This window comes from Arthrobacter sp. StoSoilB20 (assembly GCF_019977295.1).
In the GTDB taxonomy this organism is placed as follows: domain Bacteria; phylum Actinomycetota; class Actinomycetes; order Actinomycetales; family Micrococcaceae; genus Arthrobacter; species Arthrobacter nicotinovorans_A.
In genome coordinates this window covers 3,083,379-3,106,439 of record NZ_AP024651.1, presented here as the reverse complement: position 1 = coordinate 3,106,439, position 23,061 = coordinate 3,083,379, and the positions used below count along the sequence as shown (strand labels likewise).

Annotated in this window: 19 protein-coding genes; 17 read left to right on the top strand and 2 right to left on the bottom strand. The window is 61.0% G+C overall.

Going from position 1 to position 23,061, the window contains the following annotated elements; translation table 11 throughout:
• Positions 1-28: 28 nt before the first annotated feature.
• The 7 genes from glf to LDN85_RS14035 all read left to right on the top strand — a co-directional run bounded on the left by glf (position 29) and on the right by LDN85_RS14035 (position 8,434).
• Entirely contained in the window at positions 29-1,213 is a 1,185-nt protein-coding gene (gene glf, locus LDN85_RS14065) for a UDP-galactopyranose mutase (RefSeq protein ID WP_026540065.1), read from the top strand.
• Positions 1,210-3,213 carry a glycosyltransferase gene (locus LDN85_RS14060; protein ID WP_026540066.1) on the top strand — a complete coding sequence of 668 codons (2,004 nt, stop codon included), beginning with the start codon at positions 1,210-1,212 and terminating at the stop codon, positions 3,211-3,213. Before glf ends, LDN85_RS14060 begins: the two co-directional genes overlap by 4 nt.
• A gap of 2 nt (positions 3,214-3,215) precedes the next feature.
• Positions 3,216-4,073 (top strand): ABC transporter permease, encoded by an 858-nt coding sequence (locus tag LDN85_RS14055; RefSeq protein WP_026540067.1) that lies wholly within the window; start codon positions 3,216-3,218, stop codon positions 4,071-4,073.
• Positions 4,074-4,805: an ABC transporter ATP-binding protein gene (locus LDN85_RS14050; protein WP_026540068.1), complete on the top strand. Its 732-nt coding sequence runs from the start codon at positions 4,074-4,076 to the stop codon at positions 4,803-4,805. It abuts the gene before it with no gap.
• A 72-nt stretch (positions 4,806-4,877) separates the two neighbouring features.
• A complete protein-coding gene (locus LDN85_RS14045; protein WP_223943352.1) occupies positions 4,878-6,986 on the top strand; it encodes a DUF6541 family protein in 2,109 nt (702 codons plus the stop codon).
• Positions 6,987-6,988: 2 nt separating this feature from the next.
• Positions 6,989-7,474, top strand: coding sequence for a GtrA family protein (locus tag LDN85_RS14040; protein ID WP_026540070.1), 486 nt, complete (start codon positions 6,989-6,991; stop codon positions 7,472-7,474).
• A 3-nt stretch (positions 7,475-7,477) separates the two neighbouring features.
• Positions 7,478-8,434 carry a glycosyltransferase family 2 protein gene (locus tag LDN85_RS14035; protein WP_026540071.1) on the top strand — a complete coding sequence of 319 codons (957 nt, stop codon included), beginning with the start codon at positions 7,478-7,480 and terminating at the stop codon, positions 8,432-8,434.
• Positions 8,435-8,499: 65 nt separating this feature from the next.
• On the opposite strand, the gene LDN85_RS14030 is transcribed toward LDN85_RS14035, so the two are convergent.
• Positions 8,500-11,835: a chitobiase/beta-hexosaminidase C-terminal domain-containing protein gene (locus LDN85_RS14030; RefSeq protein ID WP_223943351.1), complete on the bottom strand. Its 3,336-nt coding sequence runs from the start codon at positions 11,833-11,835 to the stop codon at positions 8,500-8,502.
• A 315-nt stretch (positions 11,836-12,150) separates the two neighbouring features.
• Here LDN85_RS14030 and LDN85_RS14025 point away from each other — a divergent pair, with 315 nt between their 5' ends.
• The 3 genes from LDN85_RS14025 to LDN85_RS14015 all read left to right on the top strand — a co-directional run bounded on the left by LDN85_RS14025 (position 12,151) and on the right by LDN85_RS14015 (position 15,138).
• A complete protein-coding gene (locus tag LDN85_RS14025; protein ID WP_051421467.1) occupies positions 12,151-12,966 on the top strand; it encodes a hypothetical protein in 816 nt (271 codons plus the stop codon).
• 185 nt (positions 12,967-13,151) lie between these two features.
• Positions 13,152-13,595 (top strand): hypothetical protein, encoded by a 444-nt coding sequence (locus tag LDN85_RS14020; protein ID WP_223943350.1) that lies wholly within the window; start codon positions 13,152-13,154, stop codon positions 13,593-13,595.
• A 196-nt stretch (positions 13,596-13,791) separates the two neighbouring features.
• Positions 13,792-15,138 (top strand): hypothetical protein, encoded by a 1,347-nt coding sequence (locus LDN85_RS14015; RefSeq protein WP_223943349.1) that lies wholly within the window; start codon positions 13,792-13,794, stop codon positions 15,136-15,138.
• Between the two features lie 80 nt (positions 15,139-15,218).
• Here the strand turns inward: LDN85_RS14015 and LDN85_RS14010 are convergent, their stop codons facing one another.
• Positions 15,219-17,609 (bottom strand): GH25 family lysozyme, encoded by a 2,391-nt coding sequence (locus LDN85_RS14010; RefSeq protein WP_223943348.1) that lies wholly within the window; start codon positions 17,607-17,609, stop codon positions 15,219-15,221.
• A 644-nt stretch (positions 17,610-18,253) separates the two neighbouring features.
• On the opposite strand from LDN85_RS14010, the gene LDN85_RS14005 reads away from it, so the two are divergent.
• The 7 genes from LDN85_RS14005 (at position 18,254) to LDN85_RS13975 (ending at position 23,007) form a co-directional block, all read left to right on the top strand.
• Positions 18,254-19,477, top strand: coding sequence for an ATPase, T2SS/T4P/T4SS family (locus tag LDN85_RS14005; protein WP_026540076.1), 1,224 nt, complete (start codon positions 18,254-18,256; stop codon positions 19,475-19,477).
• A complete protein-coding gene (locus LDN85_RS14000) occupies positions 19,477-20,331 on the top strand; it encodes a type II secretion system F family protein (protein WP_026540077.1) in 855 nt (284 codons plus the stop codon). The genes LDN85_RS14005 and LDN85_RS14000 overlap by 1 nt, the downstream gene beginning before the upstream one ends.
• Positions 20,328-21,284 carry a type II secretion system F family protein gene (locus tag LDN85_RS13995; protein WP_026540078.1) on the top strand — a complete coding sequence of 319 codons (957 nt, stop codon included), beginning with the start codon at positions 20,328-20,330 and terminating at the stop codon, positions 21,282-21,284. The genes LDN85_RS14000 and LDN85_RS13995 overlap by 4 nt, the downstream gene beginning before the upstream one ends.
• A gap of 67 nt (positions 21,285-21,351) precedes the next feature.
• Positions 21,352-21,591 carry a hypothetical protein gene (locus LDN85_RS13990; protein ID WP_026540079.1) on the top strand — a complete coding sequence of 80 codons (240 nt, stop codon included), beginning with the start codon at positions 21,352-21,354 and terminating at the stop codon, positions 21,589-21,591.
• A 39-nt stretch (positions 21,592-21,630) separates the two neighbouring features.
• On the top strand, positions 21,631-22,020 hold the full coding sequence (locus LDN85_RS13985) for a TadE family protein (protein WP_026540080.1): 390 nt from the start codon (positions 21,631-21,633) through the stop codon (positions 22,018-22,020).
• Between the two features lie 124 nt (positions 22,021-22,144).
• Entirely contained in the window at positions 22,145-22,537 is a 393-nt protein-coding gene (locus LDN85_RS13980) for a hypothetical protein (RefSeq protein ID WP_309803149.1), read from the top strand.
• The gene (locus tag LDN85_RS13975; RefSeq protein ID WP_223943347.1) at positions 22,534-23,007 is read left to right on the top strand and encodes a pilus assembly protein TadG-related protein; all 474 of its coding nucleotides are present in this window, start codon (positions 22,534-22,536) and stop codon (positions 23,005-23,007) included. Before LDN85_RS13980 ends, LDN85_RS13975 begins: the two co-directional genes overlap by 4 nt.
• Positions 23,008-23,061 lie beyond the last annotated feature (54 nt).

The window sequence follows — 23,061 nt, the reverse complement described above, 5'->3', positions numbered from 1 at the left end:
GCCCGCACGCCAATACACAGGAGAGTTTGTGAACGCTGATCTCGTCGTCGTCGGCTCGGGTTTCTTTGGCCTGACCATTGCAGAACGCGCCGCTACCGAGTTGGGGCTGAAGGTCGCGGTGCTCGATCGCCGCCACCATATTGGAGGAAACGCCTACAGCGAGAACGAAGCGCAGACGGGAATCGAGGTCCACCGCTATGGTGCCCACCTCTTCCACACGTCGAATGAACGCGTTTGGGAATACGTGAACCGCTTCACCCAGTTCACGAGCTACCAGCACAAGGTGTACACCAGCCACAAAGGCGAGGTGTACCCGATGCCCATCAACCTGGGCACCATCAACCAGTTCTTCCGGTCGGCAATGAGCCCCACCGAAGCGAAAGCACTCATCGCGGAGCAGGCCGGTGAATTGGCCGGTACCGATCCGCAGAACCTCAACGACAAGGGCATCCAGCTGATTGGCCGCCCCCTGTACGAGGCATTCATCAAGCACTACACAGGCAAGCAGTGGCAGACGGATCCCAAGGACCTGCCCGCTGAAATTATTTCCCGGCTTCCAGTCCGGTACAACTATGACAACCGGTACTTCAACGACACCTATGAAGGTCTCCCGGTTGACGGTTACACAGCCTGGATTGAGCGGATGGCGGACCACCCCAACATCGAGGTCGTCCTGAACACGGACTTCTTCGACGACGGCGAATATGGCCGGTCTTCCGTTCTTGGCCAGGTTCCCGTCATTTACACCGGCCCGGTGGACCGCTACTTCGACTACGCCGAGGGCGACCTGTCATGGCGCACCATCGACCTCGAAGAAGAAGTACTTCCCATTGAGGACTTCCAAGGCTGTTCTGTGATGAACTACCCGGACGCTGATGCAGCTTTCACGCGCATCCACGAGTTCCGCCACTTCCACCCTGAGCGTGACTACACCAAGGACGCAACGGTCATCATGCGCGAGTTCTCACGCTTCGCTGAAAAGGGCGATGAGCCGTACTACCCGGTCAACACCTCTGATGACCGCCAGAAGCTGCTCGCCTACCGTGACCTTGCCCGCGGCGAGAAGTCCGTCCTCTTCGGCGGCCGCTTGGGAACTTACAAGTACCTCGACATGCACATGGCCATTGGCTCTGCCCTTTCCATGTACGACAACAAGATCAAGCCGCACTTCACTGGCGGCGCCAAGCTTGAAAGCGGGGGAGTGGACGCATGACGGCTACTACGAACGAAAGTCAGAAGACTGCGATGACCACCACGGATGACCTGGCACCGGCCAAGGAAAACCTGCGCATAGTTCAGCGTGTTGTTTTCCCCGCCAACCGCGACCTCGACACCCTTCCCCTGTACGTCGACCCGGACACCAGCAAGGTGAAAAAGGAAGATGGCGACAGCAGCGCCGTCGTGCAGGCCGTTGGCATGACGCGGAAGCTGCACCCCGAGGACATCCTGGGCCGTGGTTCCGTGCAGGTCCGCCGAGGCGAGCGGCTCTCCTTCGGCTCCTATTTCAACGCTTTTCCGGCCAGTTACTGGCGGAAGTGGACCGTTGCCACCAAGACAGTCCTGCACCTTGAAACAGAGGGCGAGGGGACGGTCATTGTTTACCGCTCCAACGCACGCGGCGCCTCGCAGCGTGTTGACTCCATCCTCGTTGAGGGCACGGCCAGCAATGACTTTGAGTTGACGTTGGCGCCATTCGGCGACGGCGGCTGGTACTGGTTCGACCTCATCGCAGGCGGCGATGGCATGACACTGAACAGTGCGCACTGGTCGGTTCCGGATGACGGACGCCCCCAGGGCCGCGTGACGCTGGGCGTCACCACGTTCAACCGCGCAGACTACTGCCTCGAGACGATCAAGTCGATCGACGCCGACGCCGGCTTGAGGGAGATCCTCGCCGAGCTGATCATCGTGGACCAAGGCAACAAGAAGGTCGCCGACGAAGCCGGATTCGATGCCGTCGCAGCGTCCATGGGTGACCAGCTCCGGATCATCAACCAAGGCAACCTCGGTGGCTCCGGGGGCTTCGCCCGCAACATGTACGAGATGGTCGTTTCCGACAAGAGCGACTACGTCATGCTGCTTGACGATGACATTGAGCTAGAGACCGAGGGCGTCATGCGCGCCGTGGCGTTCGCTGACCTCTGCCGCAAGCCCACCATTGTTGGTGGCCACATGTTTGACATGTACAACAAGTCAGTACTGCATGCCTACTCCGAGGTAGTGAACTTCTACCGCTTCCTGTGGGGCCCCGTAGAGGGCCTGGGCAACCATGACTTCTCATCTGCCGGCCTGCGGTCCACCCCCCAACTGCACAGGCGCTGGGATGCTGACTACAACGGCTGGTGGATGTGCCTTATCCCCAAGACCGTGGTGGAGACCATTGGCCTCTCCCTCCCCGTCTTCATCAAGTGGGATGACGCTGAATACTCACTGCGCGCCCGGGCTGCCGGATACCCCACGGTCACTCTCCCCGGTGCAGCGGTCTGGCACGTCTCCTGGGCCGACAAGGACGATTCAGTTGACTGGCAGGCCTACTACCACGAGCGCAACAGGCTCATCGCGACGCTCCTGCACTCACCGTTCCCCAAGGGCGGACGGATCCTGCGCGAAAGCTTGAACACGGATGTCAAGCACTTGGTGTCCATGCAGTATTACCCTGAGCAGGCGCGGATCATGGCCCTGCGTGACGTCCTCGAGGGGCCAGGCAAACTGCACCAGCAGTTGCCCACCACCATGCCCAAACTGCGCGCAATGCGCGAGGAATTCCAGGACTCCCAGGTCAAGACGGATCCAGGGGCCTTCCCGGAGGTCTTCCGTAAGCGTCCGCCCAAGAAACCCCAGTCCTACAAGCAGCCAGGCGCACTTGGCCTGCTGCCCTGGGCTGTGAAGACCGTCCTGAAGCAAACCCTGGCCCCTGTGCGTGACTCCGCCAAGGAGAACCCCGAGGCGCAGGTAGCGCACCAGGATGGCAAATGGTGGAGCCTGGCGCACCTGGACAGCGCCGTCGTGTCCAACGCGGACGGCACGGGAGCCTCCTGGCACCTGCGTGACCCCAAGCTGGCCCGCCAGCTCGTGGTGGAATCGGCAAAACTGCACGCCCAGCTCTTCTCCAATTGGGAGTCCCTGCGTGCGCAGTATCGTGAAGCCCTTCCTGAGATCACGTCGATGGACTCCTGGCGGGAAACCTTTGAAAAGTCGGAGCCCGGCAAGTAGCGATGTCGAACTCCACTGATACGTATGCAGTTCCGGGGGTGGGCGCCGGACTGCTGGACGTCTACCGCCGGCGGTACCTGCTCAAACTGATTGTCCGCAAGGAGCTCCGTGTCCGCTATCGCGGCTCGGTGCTGGGTTTGGCGTGGTCCTACGTCAAGCCGTTGGTCCAGTACGTGGTCCTGTTTTTCGCCTTGGGCATCGTGTTGCGCGTTGGGGACCAAATTCCCAACTACGCGCTTTACATGTTCTCCGGCGTCATTGTGATCAACTTCTTCTCCGAGGCGTTCTCGAACGCCACCCGATCCATCGTGTCGAACGCGGCGCTGGTCAAGAAGATTTATCTTCCGCGTGAGCTGTTCCCGGTGGCCTCTGTATGGGTGGCCGCCGTGCACTTCCTGCCGCAGTTGATCGTTCTGCTGGCCGCAGCCCTCCTGAGCGGATGGCATCCGGACCTCATGCAGCTCTTTGGCGCCCTCCTGGGGTTCGTCATCGTGGCTGTCACGGCTACTGGCCTCGGACTGCTGGCCGGTGCCATCAATGTCTTTTTCCGGGACGCTGAGAACATCGTCGACATGCTGATGATGATCGTCACCTGGACATCGCCGGTTCTGTACGACTGGACCATGATCCGCCGCCTGGCAGCTCCGTGGGTCTTGACGATCTACCAGCTGAACCCCATTACCGTTGCGGTGGAACTGTTCCATTGGGCGTTTTGGTACCCCACCGTCAATCAGCCAGTCGAATTGCCCCCGCACCTCCTGGTGACGGGCTTCATCGGCCTGGGCATGGCGGCGCTGTTCCTTGTTATTGGCCAGATCGTCTTCCGACGGCTCGAGGGCCACTTTGCGCAGGAGGTCTAAATGGGTGCTGCAGTAATCGTCAAGGGCCTGAAGAAGACCTTCAACCTCCGCCATTCGCACTCCTTGAAGGAAACGCTGGTGTGGCTTGTGAAGGGGCGCAAGGGGGACCTCACCAAGAAGTTCGATGCCCTGCATGATGTCAGTTTTGAGATCCAGCCGGGCGAGACCGTGGCGTTGCTGGGCTTCAACGGTTCGGGTAAGTCCACGCTTTTGAAGCTCATTTCCGGAGTCATCCTGCCCGACCAGGGGACTGTACGAACCAAAGGCAGGGTTGCCGGCTTGATCGAGGTAGGCGCCGGTTTCCACCCGGACCTGTCCGGGCGTGAAAATGTCTACCTCAACGCCGCCATCCTGGGTATGACGGAGCAGGAGATCCAAGAGAAGTTCGACGATATCGTTGCCTTTTCCGAGATCGAACAGTTCATCGATACCGAAGTTAAGTTCTATTCCTCGGGGATGTTCCTCCGCCTCGCCTTTGCAGTGGCAGTTCACACCCAGCCGGACATTTTCCTCGTAGATGAAATCCTTGCCGTGGGTGATGAACCTTTCCAGAGGAAGTGCTTGGCGAAAATCAAGCAGCTCTCGGACGAGGGGCGCACTTTGGTTGTGGTCAGCCATGACCTCGACATGATTTCCCGGATCTGCGATCGGGGCGTGGTGTTGTCCTCCGGAACAGTCCAGTTCGAGGGCCCGGCCGATCAAGCTGTGGCGTGGCTGCGGGAACGTAACTAACCGCGTCCAATTGCAAAGAGTCGTCTGTCAACGGATGGCTGGTGGAAGCATCTAAGAAAGGCGATCGTAGGAATGGGTATCGGCCCGCTGCTGTTGTGTGTACTCCTGATCGTTGTGTTGTGGTGGGGTCCAGGCTGGATCCTGGGCGAAGCTTTGGGTGTTCGCCGCGTATTGCTCCCCGTAGTGGCACCGTTGCTGGGAATGGGCGTTTTGACCGTCATCGGTGTCATGGGCAACGCGCTGGGACTGAGCTGGCAGTTGCTTCCGGTGACTGCTGTCCTGCTGGTCCTGTCTGCGCTCCTGTTTGCTGTGAGGATTGCGCTGAGGCGCTATTTCCCGGATAAGTTCGGGGTCCCTGCCCAGCCGCCTGTCTTCGGAAAACAGGGCTTTAAGGGCTCGTGGTGGATCCTCCTCGCCGGCCTGGCCGCCGGCGGTGTTGTTGCGGCGGTCTCATGGATCGTGGGTACCGAAGGCCTCCAGGGGATCAACCAGGACTGGGATATTCCCTGGCACGCCAACATGATCCGGCTTATTTCGGTGAACCACGAATGGGATCCGAGTGTCGCCGGCAACTTTGCCTACTACGACACCACAATTCCTGAGGCTCCGATCCGGAGCTACCCGATTGCCTTCCATGCGGTGTTGTCGCTTTTCTGGCCGATGAGCGGCGTCAGCATCCCGGTATTCCTGAATGTCTTTGTCCTGGTGATGATGGCAGTTCAACTCCCCTTGAGCACCATGGCCTTGACCATGCTGGTCACCCGCCGTCCGGTTGCCTTGGCTGCCGCCGCAGCCGTTTCCGGCTGGTTTACCGTATACCCGTACGATCTCCTCTGGCGTGGCCCGCTGATTCCATTCTTTGCAGGCATGCTGCTGGTGGGCCCGTTTGCCCTGCTTGCAGTCAGAGGGGCAGTGGAACGGCAGAAGTTCTGGATCCCTGGCATAGCCTTCGGAGCGGTAGGACTGATAGCAGTCCATCCTTCGCTCGCCTTCGTGGTGCTCCCCGTACTGATTTTCTGGTTGCTTTCCGCGCTGATCCGCCGCAAGGGCAGGATCCTTGGCATCACCGTTTACCTTGCAGTCTCCGGTGTTCTGGCAGTGGTCCTTGGCTGGCCGATCATCGCCCAGATGCTGAAGGAATCAGAACGCGTCTCCAAGCAGGTTTGGGCCGCGGACACCGACCGCAACGGCGCAATCCAAAACATCATCTTCCTGAACCACGGTTCCATGGCCATGCCGATCCTGACGGCCCTTGTGGCGCTCGGCTGCCTGGCGGTAGTACTCAGAATCCGGATGTGGTGGTACTTCGGTCCTGTCCTGGCTTTCGCTTTCCTCTCGGTCTACACCATGGGAACGGACAACCCGCGCTTCATGACCCTGACAGCCCCGTTCTACGACGACCAATGGCGTATTTTCGGTATCCTCGTCATGCTCCTGGTGCCCCTTGCGGGCTTGGGAGTAGCGCAGCTTGCCGAAGGCATTGCCTGGCTGATTGAAAAGGTGCGCAGCAGGTCGGCTGGCACCACTGCGGATGGAAGCAAAGCCGGTCGCAGGCCAAGCCACGTGGTCACTGCAGTTGCCGCCGCGGCAGTGCTCCTTGTCAGTGGTATTGCGGCCATCCCTTATTTCAAGCAAAACGCCCAACGCATCAACATCAATACCAAGGTGGACGGTGCCACGTTGAGCGCGTCCGAAGTCGGGCTGCTCAGCAAGATGGACCAGTACGTGCCACAGGATGCCACCGTCCTGAACGACTCCTGCGACGGTTCAGTCTGGATGTACGCACTGGGCAACCGCATGCCCATGATCCGCCACTTCGAAATCCTTCCCACGAACCGCCAGTTGTTGGTGCTTCAAAAGCTTCCCGAGCTTGCCACGGATTCAGAGGCGCGGGACGCAGCCGCTGAATTGGGCATTGAATGGGTGTACATTGCCGATGGCCGGATCCGGGCGTGGGACGAGCCAAAGGCGGGATTAACCCAGCCTGACTCCATTCCCTACCTTCAACTTGTTGTCCGGGAAGGCAATGCTGCGCTGTACAAGATCGACTGGTCGCAGCTGCCCGGAGGCAAAGAAGCATTTGACGCCGCTGCCAAGGACCGGATCCAACTCGATGGTGTCGCGGGGATCCTCGAGAACCGGAACCCCGATGGCATTGCACCGCTCGGAAGGATCTGCTGATTATGAAGGCATTCATCTCCAAGTTCCTGGCGTCCAGCCTGTTCAAGTTCCTCCTGATCGGCGGCCTGAGCTTCCTCCTGGACCTCGGTCTGCTGGCCCTGTGCTACCAGGTCTTCGGATGGCCGCTATGGCTGGCGACCGGCGCAGGCTTCTGGGGCAGCTTCTTCTTCAACTACTTCCTGCAGCGACACTTTGCCTTCAACGGCGGAGGAACAGCTTTGGGCGGCGTCCTCCGCTACTCAGGGCTGCTGGTTTTCAACACCCTCGCCGTGATGGGCATAGTTGAGCTGTTCCAGTTCATCGGTGCCGGATACGTGGTGGGTAAAGTGGTGGCGACCATCGTGACCATGGGATGGAACTACTTTATTTACAAGCACTGGGTCTTCCCGCAAAAGAAGCAAACGGACAGCGGCAGCGAACTCTCAGATGGCCAGTCGGATACCGACGCGCCAACACCGAAACTCACACCAAACAGCAGCGAAGGATAATCGATGTATCGAGGCGTTCGAATTGCCGCGGTAGTACCGGCCTATAAAGAAGAAAACCACATTGCACAGGTCATCGAAACGATGCCTGATTTTGTTGATGACATCGTGATCGTCGATGACTGCAGCCCGGACGATACCTCGGGGGCTGCACGTCGCGCCGACGACGGGAGGGTCACCTTGATCCGCCACGAAGTCAACCAGGGTGTTGGTGGTGCTGTCCTGACGGCGCACAAGGCCGCCATGGAACTGGGGGCCGACATCAACGTGGTAATGGCCGGTGACGCCCAGATGGATCCGGACTACCTGCCCCAGCTCCTTGACCCGGTGGTGGATGGTTACGGATTCGCCAAAGCCAATCGCTTCTTCTCAGGTGAATCATTCGCGGGGATGCCGGGTTACCGGATCTTCGGCAACATTGTGTTGTCCTTCATGACCAAGCTTGCTTCGGGCTACTGGCACATCTTCGACCCGCAGAACGGCTACACGGCCATTCGCACCGAGGTCCTGCGCCGCCTCCCCATGAATAAGGTGGCAGCTCGCTACAGCTTCGAAAACGATCTCCTGATCCACCTCAACATCCTTGATGTACCGATTGTGGACGTTCCGATTCCGGCTGTTTACGGCAACGAAGTCTCCAGCATCAAGCTCCGCAAAGTCATTCCTGAACTTCTTGCCATGCTTTTTGGCGGCTTCTGGCGCCGTATCTGGTGGAAGTACATGGTGTGGTCGTTCTCCGCAGTTGCCCTCCTGCTGATCGCCGGTATTGCCCTCATCGTCATGGGCCTTGTGGCCGGTATCTGGGTGCTTGCAGCAAGCGTTGGATCACCGACGGCGGGATCAGTGATGCTGGCTGTGGTTCCCTTTGTCCTCGGCGTCCAGATGCTGCTGGTCTCCCTGCAATTGGATATCCAGGCAAGCCCGAACAGGCCCACCATGCATCCGATGAAGGAACGAACCTAAGCATGTGCTGAATCAAGGAGGGGCCCGGACGCATAAGCGTCCGGGCCCCTCGTTGTCCCACCTCCCTACGGCAGGGAAGTGAAACCTCCCCAGCCCCAGCCCACCTGGCTGCGGGAGAGCCACCCGGACGTCCCGTTCCCTGGGTACAGGAACAGGTTGCCGCCGGCGTCACGTGCGAGGACGTCATTCTTGCCGTCTCCGTTGAAATCGCCCGGTCCGAGGATTGCGGTCATTCCACTCCAGCCGCTACCGACTTGGACCCGGCTGAGCCAGCCGCCGGTGCCGTTTCCGGGGTAGAGCCAGAGGATCCCCGAGGTGTCACGGGCCAGGACATCGGTCTTGCTGTCGCCGTTGAAGTCACCGGTGCTCAGGATGGCATTCATGGAATTCCATCCGGTGCCGATTTGGGCGCTCGAAGCGAAGCCGCCGGTGCCGTTCCCTCGGTAAAGCCACAGGATTCCGGCAGAGTCCCTGGCGATGACATCGGCCTTTCCGTCGCCGCTGAAGTCGCCCGGTGCCAGTATCAGTGTCATGCCTGCCCAGGCTGTGCCGGCCTGGACCCGGGGCTGGAGGCCTCCTGACCCATTCCCAGGGTAGAGCCACAGGACGCCGTTGGTGTCCCGTGCCAGGACGTCACTGCGTCCGTCACCATTGAAGTCCTTGGTGGGGACGATCGCATTCAATGAGTTCCAGCCTGTGCCGAGCGAGCGCTGGGTCAACCAACCTCCGGCACCGTTGCCCGGGTAGAGCCACAGGGTTCCTGCGTTGTCGCGTGCCACGACGTCGTTCTTTGTATCACCGGTGTAGTCCTTCCAGGTATTCGTCGGCGGTGCAGTCACGGTGTAGGCCTGCGTTGCGATGGCCGAACTGTTGTTCGAGGTGTCAACGGCAAAGTACTTCAGCGTCATGGCAGCGGTCAGCGTGATGGCCGTGGAGTACTTGTTGGCTGCTGTAGCCGTAGGATTCGTGCCGTTGGTAGTGAAGTAGATGCTGGCACCCGCCTCATTTGCCGTCAGGGTGATTTGCTGGTTGGCGGGGTAGCTGCCCGCAGGCGGTGCCACCGTAACCACCGGAGGTGTTGTGTCCAGCACCGTGTAGACCCGTGTGAGTAGTGCGGAGGCATTTCCGTAGGCGTCCACAGCAACGGCTTTCACTGTGGTGTTGCCGGTCAGCACGATCGGGTTGGTGTAGGCAGACGTGCTTCCCGTGGCAGATGTCGCCGGCGTGCTGCCATCGGTGGTGTAGAAGATGCTGCCCGGTTCGCTCGATGACATGGTCACTGGTTGTCCCGAGGCGTATCCTCCAGCGGCCGGCGCCACGGTCAGGGTGGGTGCAGTGTTGTCCAGCACGTAGGTCTGGGTTGCGACGGCCGAGGAGTTTCCTGCCGTATCCCTTGCAAAGTACTTAAGGGTCAGGGAGGTCAAGGGAAGAGGGCCGGAGTACACCGGACTCGACGTCGTAGGCGTCGTACCATCTGTGGTGACGTAAATGGTGGCGGCCTCATTGACGGACAACGTGATGGACTTACCAGCGCCGTAGGTGCCGGCAACCGGATCCGCAGTGACAACCGGCGGAGCCGTGTCGGCGGCAAACACGGTGACGTTCCTCGTGGCAGTAGAGGTGTTTCCTGCGTTGTCCCTTGCTTCAACCGTGAAGCTGACGGGACCGCTTGGAACGTTGGTGTAGGCCTTGGGCGAGGTGCAGGCCGTGTAGGCATTTGAGCCCAGCTTGCACCGGAATCCAGCAATGTCCGTAGCAGTTGAAGCGAAGGTGAATGAGGGCGAGATGCCCACCGTTGCTCCTTCTGCCGGCGAACTGATCGATACCTGGGGTGCGGTCAGATCGGCAGTCACGGTCACAGAGGCGACGGGGCTGACGTTGCCTGCCATGTCCGTGGCCCGAACCCGCAGCACATGTTGACCTGCTGTGGCCAGGCTCAGGACCTGTCCGTTGCTGCAGGCTGTAAAAGCCGTGGTGGAATCCACCGAGCAGGACAGGGTCGAGTCGGTATCTGAAGTGACCCCCAGGACAGGGGAGCCGTTGACGGTTGCGTTGGCAGTAGGTGAGGTGATAACCGGGGCTGCAGGAGCCGTGACGTCGACAGTGAATGCCCGTGATACCGGGAGGCCGGTTGGTGCCGCCCGCACTGAGAACGTGTAGGCCCCGTTGGCCAGAGCCGTGGACGGTGTAAACGTTCCGCCGGTGCACACCTGCCACACCGGCGTCGCGGTGCTCAACTGCAGACTGCATTCAAGCGCGCCGCCCGGAGGTGTTGAGGCTACCGTGAACGTTGGCGTGGAATCGTTGGTGAAGGCGGGGTTGGCAGCCTGGGTTCCGTTTGCCGCCGTCGGACCGCTGACGATGGATGGAACAACGCCTCCCAAGGCGAGCAGCCTGCCGCGTTCAGCGGGCTTCGCGGGGTCCAGCTGTCCCGGGTCTTCCATGACCAGGAGTTTGCCATCACGCATGGTCAGGCCACCGATCTTGCTGAAGCCGAGGGCCCATTGGTTGTTGACGGTGTCCGTGCTCAGGTCAATCCTGGTGATCGTGTCCTTGCCGGCATCAGCTGTGGTTGTTCCACCGCCGGTTCCCGTGTAGAGGACCAGGGGTGATTGCCAGTCGTAGAAGATCGCCGTCGGCTTACCGACGTTATAGAGGGGCGTCGGGACATAGTTGGTCAGGACACCGTCGTCCGGAGCCGTAAATACTGTCAGTCCGGTAGTTTCGGCGACGTACACCACAACATTCCCCGCGCTGTTGCGGTGCGTGGCCGCAAGGCTGAGGGATTTGGAGTTTACCGATGCGATGGATTCGATGCTCGGATGCAGCGCCGTGGGGTCCACGATCTTCACGATCGACCGGGCGTTGGCGAACGAGAGGTAGATATTGCCGTCCGGACCGTCGCTGACGGCGTTAGGCCGCAGGTCGCCGTCAAAGATGGTGAGGGCACCGTCGTATTTGAACAGCCCGCTGCCAGTATTCCAGAGCGCCCGTACGACGTCGGAACTTCCGACGGCGGCATCAGGAATGAATGCGATTTCGTCGCCATTGCCGTGGCTGGCAGGGGAGGGATCGATCATGGCCGGCGTACCGGCCAGGGCCGGACCATTGGCGTGACCTGGAAGTGTCCCGCCCAGGCAGGTGTTTGTTTCCAGTCCACCCGCGGTTGCACCGGATGCCTCTGTTACGCGACAGAATCCTGCGCGTGCATCGGAAACCCACAGGCGTCCGGCAGGATCCACCACAGTGCCGGCAGCATTGGTCAGACCGGTGGCCACAGTTTGCCGTGCTTGGTCCGCAAAAGCCGGGCCCGCCGTCAGCACCCCGGTAAGCGCCGCCGTTGCCAGGCTGGCCGTTGCCAGAATTGCCGTGAGCCTGTTGCGTTGCCGGCTTCCGCCCACCGGGCCTGCTGAAAGGTGACGAGGAGTTTTATGAGCGGTTCTTGAGCGACCGGCGAAGGCAAGACATGCCAAACCAAGCTGAAGAACACTGCGATTGCGCGTGTCCACCGAGGGATCCCCACTTCATTCGGATGCTCCCCAGCTCCGCATGCATTGGTTATTCGCCCCACGCCGTTTCCGGCTGCGTCTACGTACATCTTCCACCAATTTTCACATTTGTCACTACCAAAACCGGAAGATGTCCTCAGCGGGTCCCGGAACCAGTCAGTCTTGACCACGCAACGGGCGCACCCCACGATTGAGGTGGAGGCCATAATGCGCAGACTGTTCCTGATGGCGGTACCCATGGCGTTGGTGCTGGCGGCCTGCACGGTGCCTTCGGCCGGACCAACCGCAGGAACCGGGTCGTCGGCCACCAGCAGTGCAGGCGCCACCGCCGGACCCGGCCAGCCGCCGTCGTCCGCTCCGGCCAGCGGAAACGTCCAGGGCAGCGGTAAACCGCGCGGTGAGGCTCCGCCGGCGGGCGACGACGAACCGGGCCGCTTTTCCTACCGTTGCACGAGCCTTGATGCCTCGCCTGAAGTTCAATTGTCGAGTCTGGCGGAAGTCTGGGCTGCCACCAATTACACGCGATTGGATTCGTGCGAGGTCGCTTTTGCAGCAGACGGGCCCTTTGAACCCACACCCCGGGAAGCCGAAGCGATTTCAACAGCCGGCGCCCAAGGAGGGACGGCTGATGACGCGTTGGCAACCATGCTGGATGTCCTTCGCCTCTGCACCAGGATCAGTGACGAAACCGGTCCCGGGGGATTTGCCGAAGCAGGCAGGGGGCCATTGCTGGCAGCGGCGGAATTCTGTCCGGATGCTCCCCAGGGGAAGATCCTTGCTGCGTGGGCAGAAGGTGGCCGGGTGGGTGATGGATCCTATGTGGCAGGCGAAGACGTGGAGCCGGGGGAGCTGCAGTTGGTGAAACCATCCGATGCGGGCGGCGGATGCACCTGGTCCGTCACCGCTGCCGATGGGTCCGTTGTTGCCAGCGGCAGCCTCATCGAGGCCGGAACCACGGTGGAAGTGCAACCGGGCCAAAAATTCACTAGTGACAAATGCGGAATTTGGGGGAAGATGTACTAAGACGCAGCCGGAAACGGCTTGGGGCGAATAACCAATGCATGCGGAGCTGGGGAGCATCCGAATGAAGTGGGGATCCCTCGGTGAACATGCGCAGGCGCAGTGTTCTTCAACTCGGTGTGGCAAGTCTTGCCCTGGCCGGTTGTTCAGGAACCAAAGTAGATACGTCCCAACCAGCCGCACTCGATATGGCACCAGTCGTTGCGAACGACGACAAAGTTGCCGTTGAGCGTCCAGAACCCTTGATCCGGTACCAATTCACCTGCACGGCGGCCGATGGCAGCCTCATTGGCAAGTTTTCCAGCCTTGAAGAAGTGTGGGCTTCCACCCGGTACATGCACATCACCGACTGCCAAGTGGACTATGTCGGAAGCGGCCCGCACGTCCTGACGCCGGAAGAGCGGGCGGCTGTTAACGCGGCGATTGCCGCAGGAGCTCCGTCCGGACAAGAATCCGCTTTGTGCTTGCTCATCATCAAGGCCTGTACCCGAACGGACCACAGAACGCTGTCAGCTTCACTTGCCGGCTACGGCATACCTGTGGTCAAGGGGGCTTTGACCTTGGCGCCGCTGGCTCCGCAGGCTGCCCAACTCACCAGATGGCTTAAGACGGCGGCGCCTGGCCAGTCCTGAAAACCGGCAGGATCTTCCCACCCCCGGGGGGATTCGTCAGCCGGATTCAGTCCCTTCCAACCACACAAAACTGCGGGATCACATGGTCTAATGAAAGTGGTCTCACGTATTGGCTGTTCAGCGTATCCGGGAAACGAAATTCTGTTGGGAAGCCAACAAAGATTACCCGTTACGCACAATCAAGGAGTGATCTTTTATGGCGTTCAGAATTGGAACTGCAAGCGCTGACATAACGCCGTCGCTGAGCACCAATCCCTACATGGCCGGATATGGTTCAACCGACGGAGGACGGGAGGCCACCAGCAGTTCGCCCTTTGAACCGCTGTATGCGCGGGCGATTCTTATCTGGGAAGACGCCAATCCCCACATCATCATCAGCCTGGATGTCCTGGCGTTGCCACGGGCGATGCATCAACGGATCCGCGACAGGATCATTGACCTTGCTCCATGGTCCAGCAGCGACATCCTGATCCAGGCAACACATACGCACAATGGCCCGGCGCTGATTGATACGCTCCACCCATTCATGGCATATGGGCTTGCAGACCTGGGCTTGGTGCGTTCCTATAGTGCGGACCTTGAAGACACTATTGTGAACCTCGCGCAGGAAGCATTGGACGCGGATGAAACGGCCGTGACCTTCGACTACAAGGTGTCGTCCCAAAGTTTCTCCGCCAACCGGGTAGGGCTGCCGTACACCGAAACGGCTGTTCCCATTCTTGTGGCCCGGAGGGGCAACGGAACTCCGGCGGCAGTGATCTTCAGCTATGGGTGCCACCCCATCAGCGCCGGGCTTCGAACACTCTTTGACGGCGACTTTGCCGCGGGAGCCTGCAATTACATCGAAAACCGGAACCCAAATTGCTTTGCGATGTTCATCCAGGGTCCCGCCGGAGACCAGGATCCAGGCGGAGTTCGCAGTTGGCAACTGCGGGACCAGCATGGGGATGCCCTGGGCGCCACCGTGCACACCAATATGCAATCCGCCGGGCGGGCCTTGAGCGGGCCCATGGTTACGCGCTACCAAGAGGTCCAGTTGCCGCTGGACATCACCCCGACAGCAGGCAACCTGGCTGCAGTCCGGGCATCCTACGTAGCCCGCCTTGCCAATCCGAACGGCCAGCCACAGTGGTATCAGCGGCATGCCCAGGTCATGATCGGCCGGATCGACAGCAACAGTTTTGATACATCCGTGCCCTCACCCTTCCAAGTGTGGAAATTCAACGGAAGCCCCCAATTGAAGATCGCCATGATTGGCGGTGAACTCGTCAGCGGGTACGCTGCATATTTCCGTGGACGGAACGGCGGTACCAACGGAATCATTGTTGGCGGATATGCAAATGAATCATGCTGCTACATTCCAAGTAATGAGTTTTTCCCGCCCTTTATGCCGCTTGGCAGTTACGAGGGCGGATGGGAACCTGATTTCCCGGGAATCGCTGGCGGCTCCATGACGGTGTACGGGCATTTGGCACATTTCAAGGCGGGCACCAACGGAGTGGAGACAACGTTGGTCAATGCCATGAATGCCTTGCTCGCCTAGGAAGTGTCTGCATTGATTGCCGAAGCCGGCCCAGGAAATTCCTGGGCCGGCTTCGGCAACTTTATTTGCAGTGCCTCCCGCTACTTGGCGGCGGGCGAGAGAATTGTCAGGCTGCTCCAGCCCGTTCCGATTCTGGTTGGCGTTCCCCAGGACCTGTTGGAGCCCACGGGGTAGTACCGCAATTCCCCGTCGGTGGTCCGGGCGATGATGCCCAATGAGCCCGCTCCTGCGAAACCGCGGATGGCGCCGAAGCCGGAAATCACGTTCCACCCGGTGCCCACAACGCCGGCAGCTTCCTGAATGAAGTTTCCGGTGCCGTTCGAGCGGTACAGCTTGAGATCGCCGGTGCTCGTTTTGGCAAGGAGGTCGGCATTGGAGTCCTTGTCGAAGTCCACCTGCGTGATCTCCATGCCTGTCCATCCGACACCTATGGATATCCCGGTGGAAACGGTTCTTCCCGTGGGGTTGTTGAAGTAGTACAAACGGCCGGTGGCGTCGTACCCGACAATCCCGGGGTGTGCGTCAGCTTTCTTCCACGTACCTACGCTCAGTGTCCAGTCTTTCCAGTTGCTCCCAAGCGAGATCGCCGATCCGAAGCCGCTGCCGTTCCTGCCGGGGTATACCGTCAAGCGGCCATCGGACCATTGCGCCACGATGTCCAGGGCTCCGTCCCCGTTCCAGTCTGTAACGAAGCCTGCTTTCAGGCCCGACCATCCCGTGCCGATGAGGTCTTCCGGCATCAGCGCAGTGGTACCGGTGCCCGGGTAGCGGTAGAGGTTGGCGTCGGGCCTGACTGCCACGATGTCCTCCGGGTCGATGCCCAGGGTCGACTCAACATCAAGTGGCGCACCGCTGATGAGGCTTGCGTCATCCCACCCAACACCGATGAGGCTGCGGGTGTCCCAGGAGCCGGAGTCGGCCGGGTAGTAGTAAAGGTCGCCATTGGATGCCCGGGCGTGGAGTCCCTGGGAATCCGCGCCCTTGAAGTTTGTTGACGAGCTCACTGCCGTCATGCCGCCCCAGCCGGAACCGATGACTCGTCCGGGCTCGCTGATGAAGCTGCCTACGCCGTTGGAGCGGAACAGCCGAAGGGTTCCATCGGTGGTGCGTGTGACGATGTCCTGGTTGCCGTCTCCGTCGAAGTCGATCTGGTTCAGTTGGTGGCCACTGAAGCCGGTCCCGATCAGGACGCCGTTCCCCAATCCGCCGCCGGCAGTGTTCGAGTACCTGTAGAGATTGCCTTGGTAGTCCTGTCCGATCACTCCGGGATAGGCGTCCTTGTAGTTCCACCAGCCCACCGTCAGGGACATTTCCTGCCAGCCGGAACCGACTTGGATGGGCGCGTAGAAAGAACCTCCGGGAGCGCCACGGAAAACCTTAAGAGTCCCATCGGACCACTGGGAGAGGATGTCCTGGACGCCGTCCTGGTTCCAGTCCACTACGTAAAGCGCCTTCGCACCGGACCAACCTGAGCCTATGTTCACTGGCCCGGTGATTCTGCCGGCTCCGTTCGCCGGGAAGGCATCCAGGCGTCCTGCCGCGCTGGTGGTCAGGATGTCCGCAGCGGACTTGATGGAGGGGTTTGAGGGATCCGGGACCCCACGGGCGAAGGTCCGCAGTTGGTCGTAGCTGCCGTTGAAGATGTTCGAATCGCCCTCGAAAGGACCGGTACTGCTGTACTGCCACATGGTGTAGTCGCCCCAACTGACCGGCATGGAGCCAGGAGAGTTGGTGGGGTTGTTCCAATAGGAAGCGATCCATAGGGGGTAGCTGCCGAAGGTGGTATTGCCAACGCACGTGTTCCACCAGTCCGTGGTGCTGTAAATGACCGGGAAGCGGCCGGTAAGGGCCTTGACGGTGTTGCCAAAGTCGGCTGCCCACTGGCCCAACTGCGCTTTGGACATGTCATAGCAGGTGTTGCCGAAGTAGAACCCATTGATGGTCCGCCCTGCGTAGGGGTTGTATTCGATGTCCAGGACAGGTGGGAGGGTGTAGCCGTCATCGGTCCAGCCTCCACCGTTGGCCACGAAATACCGGGCCTGGTCGGCACCCGAGGACCAGTTGGGGATGGCGAAGTGATAGGCGCCGCGCACCATTCCAACGTTGCGGGATCCGTTGTACTGCTGGGTGTAGTTTTCGTTGAGGTAGTAATTGCCTTCCGATGCCTTGACGTACGCCCAACGGGACCCTTGGTTCCATTGGCTTTGCCAATTCACGTTCCCTTGGTGGGCGCTGACATCCTGGCCGGCCACGCCGATGGAGGGCCGCCAGTGGCCGGGGTCCGCTGCCATGGGCACGGCGGCGCTGATGGTGGCCCCTGCTGCACGGGAGCCTGGGGCTCCAGAAGCCTCTTTGCCCTGCTTGGCCGCGAGGACACGGGGAGACCTTTGCCCCATTTCCGCTCCGCCTGCCGGGATGGCGGCACGCATCGCAGCTTTCATCGCTTCTGCGTCAGGTGCGTTGTCGGGCATGGCCTGTTTCCCGGTCGGCTGCTCCCCGGACGCGCTGCCGGATCCGGCCGCGGGAAGCGGCAGTTCAGCGGGTGAAGGCACGACGGCGGGTATCGGCTGCTGCTGCCCCGGCGCCTGTGGCGTCGTCGCGGAGGGTTCACTGCCAGGGCTGGTCGCGGGGGAGGGGCCGTTAACCGGTTGGGGTCCCTGCCCCGGACTTTCTGACTGAGCCTCCGATGGTGGAGCTGGACGCGGTCCGGGGGTCTCCGCCCAAGCCGGTGATCCCAGGCAAGAGCCTGCTGCGAGGGCGATCGTCAGCGCTATGCCGGCCCGGGCCAGCCTGGTGCGGCGGGACGGTTCACTTGAACGTCTTTTCATCTTCATATCCGGCCCTGTACCGCGGCTCAGCGGCGCATGGGGTGGCTTGCGGACAAGCTCCGGGGCGGGCGCTTGCGCATGAGACCAAAGGCCAGCTCCTAACGGGCTTTACCCTAACATCCTGAAACTGGAGTGACTAGTGGGATTGAGGTTGCTGAGGTGACTGCTGATCCTCACTTATCCACATACCTCCTCCACCGGGTTGAAGGGGTGTTGGTGCTCACTTAGCGTGGGTGAGGCGGGAGGCTCCTCTCGTTTTGGGACGCTTTGTGGTGGTTGGGGAAGAAGTGGACGCTGTAACGATTGTTGAGGGAGAAGTCCGGGAGCTTATCCGGCGCAGGGGGCTGGATCCCCTCGAACAGGCCTCGGACGTGAAACTTCTGGTGGAAGCGGCAGTCAATGACTACGACGAGCGGGCGCTGCTGGGTCCACTGCCTTCCCTGGGCCACCTCGAGACAGCCCGCCGGCATATCTTCGACGCCGTCGCCGGTTTCGGACCGCTGCAGCCGCTCCTGGACGACGCCGCCATTGAAGAGGTATGGATCAATGCGCCGCACGAGGTCTTCGTTGCCCGCAACGGCGAATCCGAACTGACAGCCATCAGCCTCACCGAGCAGCAGGTCAGGGACCTTGTGGAAAGAATGCTCAAGAGTTCAGGACGCAGGCTGGACCTGTCCTCGCCGTTCGTCGATGCCGCCCTTCCCGACGGTTCACGGTTGCACGTCGCCATCCCGGACATCACCCGGAAGCACTGGGCGGTCAATATCCGGAAGTTCATTGCACGGGCAAGCCGGCTGGAGCATCTTGTCGAACTTGGAAGCCTCACGCCCCAAGCAGCGCGCTTTCTGGGCGCAGCTGTGGCCAGCGGACTCAACATCCTCGTTTCAGGTGCCACGCAAGCAGGGAAGACAACCATGTTGAACTGCCTGGCGGCGCACATAGGTTCCCGTGAACGTGTGGTCACGGTGGAAGAGATCTTTGAATTGCAACTTCCCTTGCGCGACGTCGTTGGCTTGCAATGCCGGCAACCCAACCTGGAAGGAGAAGGGGAGATCCCACTGCGGCGGTTGGTCAAAGAAGCATTAAGGATGCGTCCGGACCGGTTGGTAGTGGGAGAGGTCCGTGAAGCGGAAAGCCTGGACATGCTCATTGCCCTCAACTCCGGCCTGCCGGGTATGTGCACTGTCCATGCCAATTCAGCCCACGATGCCGTGACCAAGATCTGCACACTCCCGCTCCTGGCGGGGGCAAACATATCCAGTGCCTTCGTGGTGCCCACAGTGGCCTCATGCATCGATCTCGTGGTTCATTGCAGCCGCCATTCAACGGGACGCAGGCAGGTGACCGAGATTCTGTCCCTCGGACGGAGGGTCGAAAACGGAATCATCGAGTCTTCCGGTGTGTTTGGCATGGTTGGTTCACAACTGCTGCCGCGGGCAAACTCCATGCCTTCCGCGGAGAAGTTTGCCCGGGCGGGCTTCGACGTCGCCGCACTGCTGGAACTGAACTGATGGGGTCCCTCCTTGGCATCCTCCTTGGCCTGGGCGTCTTCCTCGTCTGGTGGTCCGCGTGGGCCATGCCGCCGACGGCCCCCAAGGAAAGTGTTCCTGGTCGCCTGGAGCTCCTGCTCACCTCAGCGGGCATCGAAAAAGTGACGGGTGGGGGACTTCTCCTCACCTGCGCCGGCGTCGGTCTTCTGGCGCTGCTGGTCTTCTTTGTCCTCACTGGATCACCGCCGGTGGCCGCCTGCTTCGGCCTCTTTGGTTCGTGGGTTCCCTTCGCTGCGGTCCGTCGGCGGGCGCGCAAGCGCCGGGCAGCGCTCCGGCAATTGTGGCCGGACGTTGTAGACCACTTGCGCTCAGCCATCCGGGCCGGTCTTGCCCTCCCCGAAGCGCTCATCCAACTGGGCTACAAGGGACCGGAGGAACTTCGCCCGCTGTTCCTGGACTTTGGGGCGGACTACAGGTCCGGCGGACAGTTCGAAGCCGCGTTGAACAGGTTGAAAGCACGGCTTGCAGACCCTGTGGCGGACCGCATCATCGAAGCCCTCCGAATGACACGCGAAGTAGGTGGCTCGGATCTGGGGCGGATGCTGGGAACGCTCTCGGGGTTCCTGAGGGATAGTGCACGCACTCGAAGTGAACTCGAAGCCCGCCAGTCATGGACAATCAACGCCGCACGCCTTTCGGTGGCAGCACCATGGATCGTCCTGGTGGTTATGGCAAGCCGACCGGAAGCGATGCAGGCCTATAACTCGGCCACAGGGGTCGTGGTCCTGCTCGGCGGCCTGCTGGTATCAGTCCTCAGCTATTCGGTGATGCTGCGTGTTGGCGCATTGCCCGAGGACCAGCGGGTGTTTCGATGAGCACCAACACTGCGTTCGCCGTGCTCTGCGGGCTGCTTCTTGGGGCGGGCTGCTGGTTGATCCTGGTTCGGTTACCCTTCATGCGCGGGAACAGCTTCTCTGATCGGATCGAGGCCCAACTAAGGTCCAGGAACCTCGAATCGCGGCTGCTCCGTACGGCAACCCACAACCTCACACCTTTTGGGCCGCTGGAAAGGATAGTTCGCCCGATCATCGGTGACGCCGTCAGATACCTGTCGAGGTTCAACGTCGGAACCGCAGCAGTGGCCAAGAGGTTGGCGCGGTCAGGTTCTTCGAAATCCCCCTTGGACTTCCGGGCAGAGCAGCTCCTGTGGGCCGGCGCAGGCTTTGTGGCTGCCCTTGTCCTTGTAGTGGCCAGCGCCGTAGTGGCCAGCGCCGCAGCCGGCCAGTTCAGCCCGCCGTTCCTTCTGGTTTGTGTCATCTCCGGCGCAGCGGGCGGGTACTTGCTCCGCGATTACGTTTTGGGTCAACGCATCAGGAAGCGGGAATCGGCGATGCTCTCAGAATTTCCGAGCCTCGCAGAGTTGATGGCGCTCGCCGTTGCAGCAGGTGAGAGTGCCATGGGAGCAATGGACAGGGTGAGCCGCAGTTCCAGCGGGGAACTCTCTGCAGAATTTGCCTTGGTCCTCGCGGATGCCCGCTCCGGTAAGTCCCTGCCCGAGGCGCTGCAGGCTTTCTCCACCAGGTCGGAGCTGCCGCCCCTGGTCAGGTTCTTTGACGGCCTCGTGGTCGCAGTGGAGAGGGGAACGCCCCTCGCCGATGTCCTCCGGGCCCAGGCCGCGGATGTCCGCGACTCCGCCAAGCGCGAGCTCATGGAGTCGGCAGGCAAAAAGGAGATAGCCATGATGGTGCCCGTTGTGTTCGGGGTGCTCCCGCTCACGGTCATTTTTGCTGCCTTCCCGGCAATTGCCGCCTTCGAAATGATCCTTTGAGCGCCCACAACCGCATCTGCCCAAACCACAAATGTATCCGCACCGCACTACTACCCGAACGGAACCCATGAATCACATTGCAGGAAGACTGTCCACAGCTTCGATCCTGGTCCTTGGCTGCATCCCGTGGCTGACGGCGATCACCCTGAGGGCGATACCCCGTCACGAAGACCGTGATCGGGGTGACGTTCCCGGTTGGGTCATGATCACACTGATGTCCGCCATTCTTGTCGCCGGACTTCTTGCCGTTGCCACACCGGCACTGAGCGGGATGTTTGAGCAGGCAATGAGCAAGGTGGGCAAGTAGGGAATGTGGTGCAGCCCCGCCGTTGCTGCATCTTTTGCCATGGATCGGCCGCCGGGAGTCCCGGAAGAGCGCGGCTCAGCCGTTGTGGACTTTGTCTTGGTCGGGGCGTTGCTGACTGTGTTCTTCATGGCGGTCATTCAGCTGACCTTGGTGCTTCATATACGCAACACGCTCATTGACGCCGCGGCTTCCGGCGCGGCTTACGGAGCGCTTGCGGACCGCACGCAGGCCGATGCCCAAGTGCGGACCACTGAACTGATTCAGACGGCGTTGAACAGCGATTACTCGCAGGACGTTTCTTCTTCCATCGTCACTGTCGAGGGCGTTCTTGCCTTGGAGGTGACGGTGAAGGCACCGCTGCCTGTAGTCGGGCTGGTGGGTCCGGGTGGAGTGCTGGAGGTGAAGGGGCATGCGGCGCTCGCCGGCTAAGGCACTCATGAGTGTGCAGGACTCCTTCCTGCGAAGGTTTCGTGAGGCAGTGTGCCGTCCCGTCCCCACGGCTGGGACGGTCTGTGACAGCTGGGCGGCTTTACAGGGACAAAGGGGCAGCGCCGTGGTGGAATTTACGTTCCTGGCGGTACTGCTCATGGTTCCGGTGGTCTACTTTGTCGTCACGGTGGGCCAGATCCAAGGAGGGGCATTTGCGGTGGTAGGGGCTGCCGACCAGGCCGCCAAGGTGTTTGTGAATCGTACGGACGCACAGAGCGCGAGGGCTGCAGCTGAAGACACGGTTCTTCTGGCCATTAAGGACTACGGTCACACAGCGGACGAAGCCGGTGTTGACATCGCATGCGATCGAGTCGACTGCTTGTCTGCAGGAGCGCACGTGACGGTGACCGTTCGTTTGGATATAGCTCTGCCACTGGTGCCATTCGCGGACCCGCTGCAGATGAACGCCGCCCGGCTGAGTGCGTCGTCGACCCAGGTTGTGGGGCAGTACCAGTGACATCGCCCCACCGTCGCGGCTGGTGGCCTCCGACGGGCAAGTCACCGGAAGAAGGCCAGATCGCCGTTCTCATCATCGGCTTCGTTGTGCTGGCGCTCCTTCTGGCAACGGTGGTCATGGCAGTCTCGGCGGTCTACCTGGAGCACAAGAAGCTTTTGTCCCTGGCGGACGGAGCTGCCCTGGCCGCTGCCGGCTCCTTTGTGGTGGCCGATCTGGGAGCCGGGAGCCGGCCCGGCCTTTCGTTGGTGGACGAGCGGGTGCGCGCCGGGGCTGCGTCCTACCTGGCCACCAGTGGCGCCTCTTCCCGTCATGACCGGCTTACGTTGGACGGCCGTACTGGCAGCGAGCCAGGGGGTACGGCCGTAGTGGTGGTCACCGCTGTGGCCCATCCTCCCGTGATCAGTTTCCTCCTGCCCGATGGAATCCTGGTTGAGGCGCGGTCTGTAGCCCGGTCATCGCTGAGCCAGTAATGGTCCGGCATGAAAGAACGGGCCGTCGGGGGAGCACGATCGATAGCGTACGCT

Bases quoted from the DNA above. Each gene is read 5' to 3' on its own strand.
- LDN85_RS14000 (WP_026540077.1), top strand. From the start codon at position 19,477: ATGGGGTCCCTCCTTGGCATCCTCCTTGGCCTGGGCGTCTTCCTCGTC.
- LDN85_RS14060 (WP_026540066.1), top strand. From the start codon at position 1,210: ATGACGGCTACTACGAACGAAAGTCAGAAGACTGCGATGACCACCACG.
- LDN85_RS14025 (WP_051421467.1), top strand. From the start codon at position 12,151: ATGCGCAGACTGTTCCTGATGGCGGTACCCATGGCGTTGGTGCTGGCG.
- LDN85_RS14055 (WP_026540067.1), top strand. From the start codon at position 3,216: ATGTCGAACTCCACTGATACGTATGCAGTTCCGGGGGTGGGCGCCGGA.
- LDN85_RS14010 (WP_223943348.1), bottom strand. From the start codon at position 17,609: ATGCCCGACAACGCACCTGACGCAGAAGCGATGAAAGCTGCGATGCGT.
- LDN85_RS14035 (WP_026540071.1), top strand. From the start codon at position 7,478: ATGTATCGAGGCGTTCGAATTGCCGCGGTAGTACCGGCCTATAAAGAA.
- LDN85_RS14045 (WP_223943352.1), top strand. From the start codon at position 4,878: ATGGGTATCGGCCCGCTGCTGTTGTGTGTACTCCTGATCGTTGTGTTG.
- LDN85_RS14050 (WP_026540068.1), top strand. From the start codon at position 4,074: ATGGGTGCTGCAGTAATCGTCAAGGGCCTGAAGAAGACCTTCAACCTC.
- LDN85_RS14040 (WP_026540070.1), top strand. From the start codon at position 6,989: ATGAAGGCATTCATCTCCAAGTTCCTGGCGTCCAGCCTGTTCAAGTTC.
- LDN85_RS14015 (WP_223943349.1), top strand. From the start codon at position 13,792: ATGGCGTTCAGAATTGGAACTGCAAGCGCTGACATAACGCCGTCGCTG.
- LDN85_RS14020 (WP_223943350.1), top strand. From the start codon at position 13,152: ATGGCACCAGTCGTTGCGAACGACGACAAAGTTGCCGTTGAGCGTCCA.
- LDN85_RS13985 (WP_026540080.1), top strand. From the start codon at position 21,631: ATGGATCGGCCGCCGGGAGTCCCGGAAGAGCGCGGCTCAGCCGTTGTG.
- LDN85_RS13995 (WP_026540078.1), top strand. From the start codon at position 20,328: ATGAGCACCAACACTGCGTTCGCCGTGCTCTGCGGGCTGCTTCTTGGG.
- LDN85_RS13990 (WP_026540079.1), top strand. From the start codon at position 21,352: ATGAATCACATTGCAGGAAGACTGTCCACAGCTTCGATCCTGGTCCTT.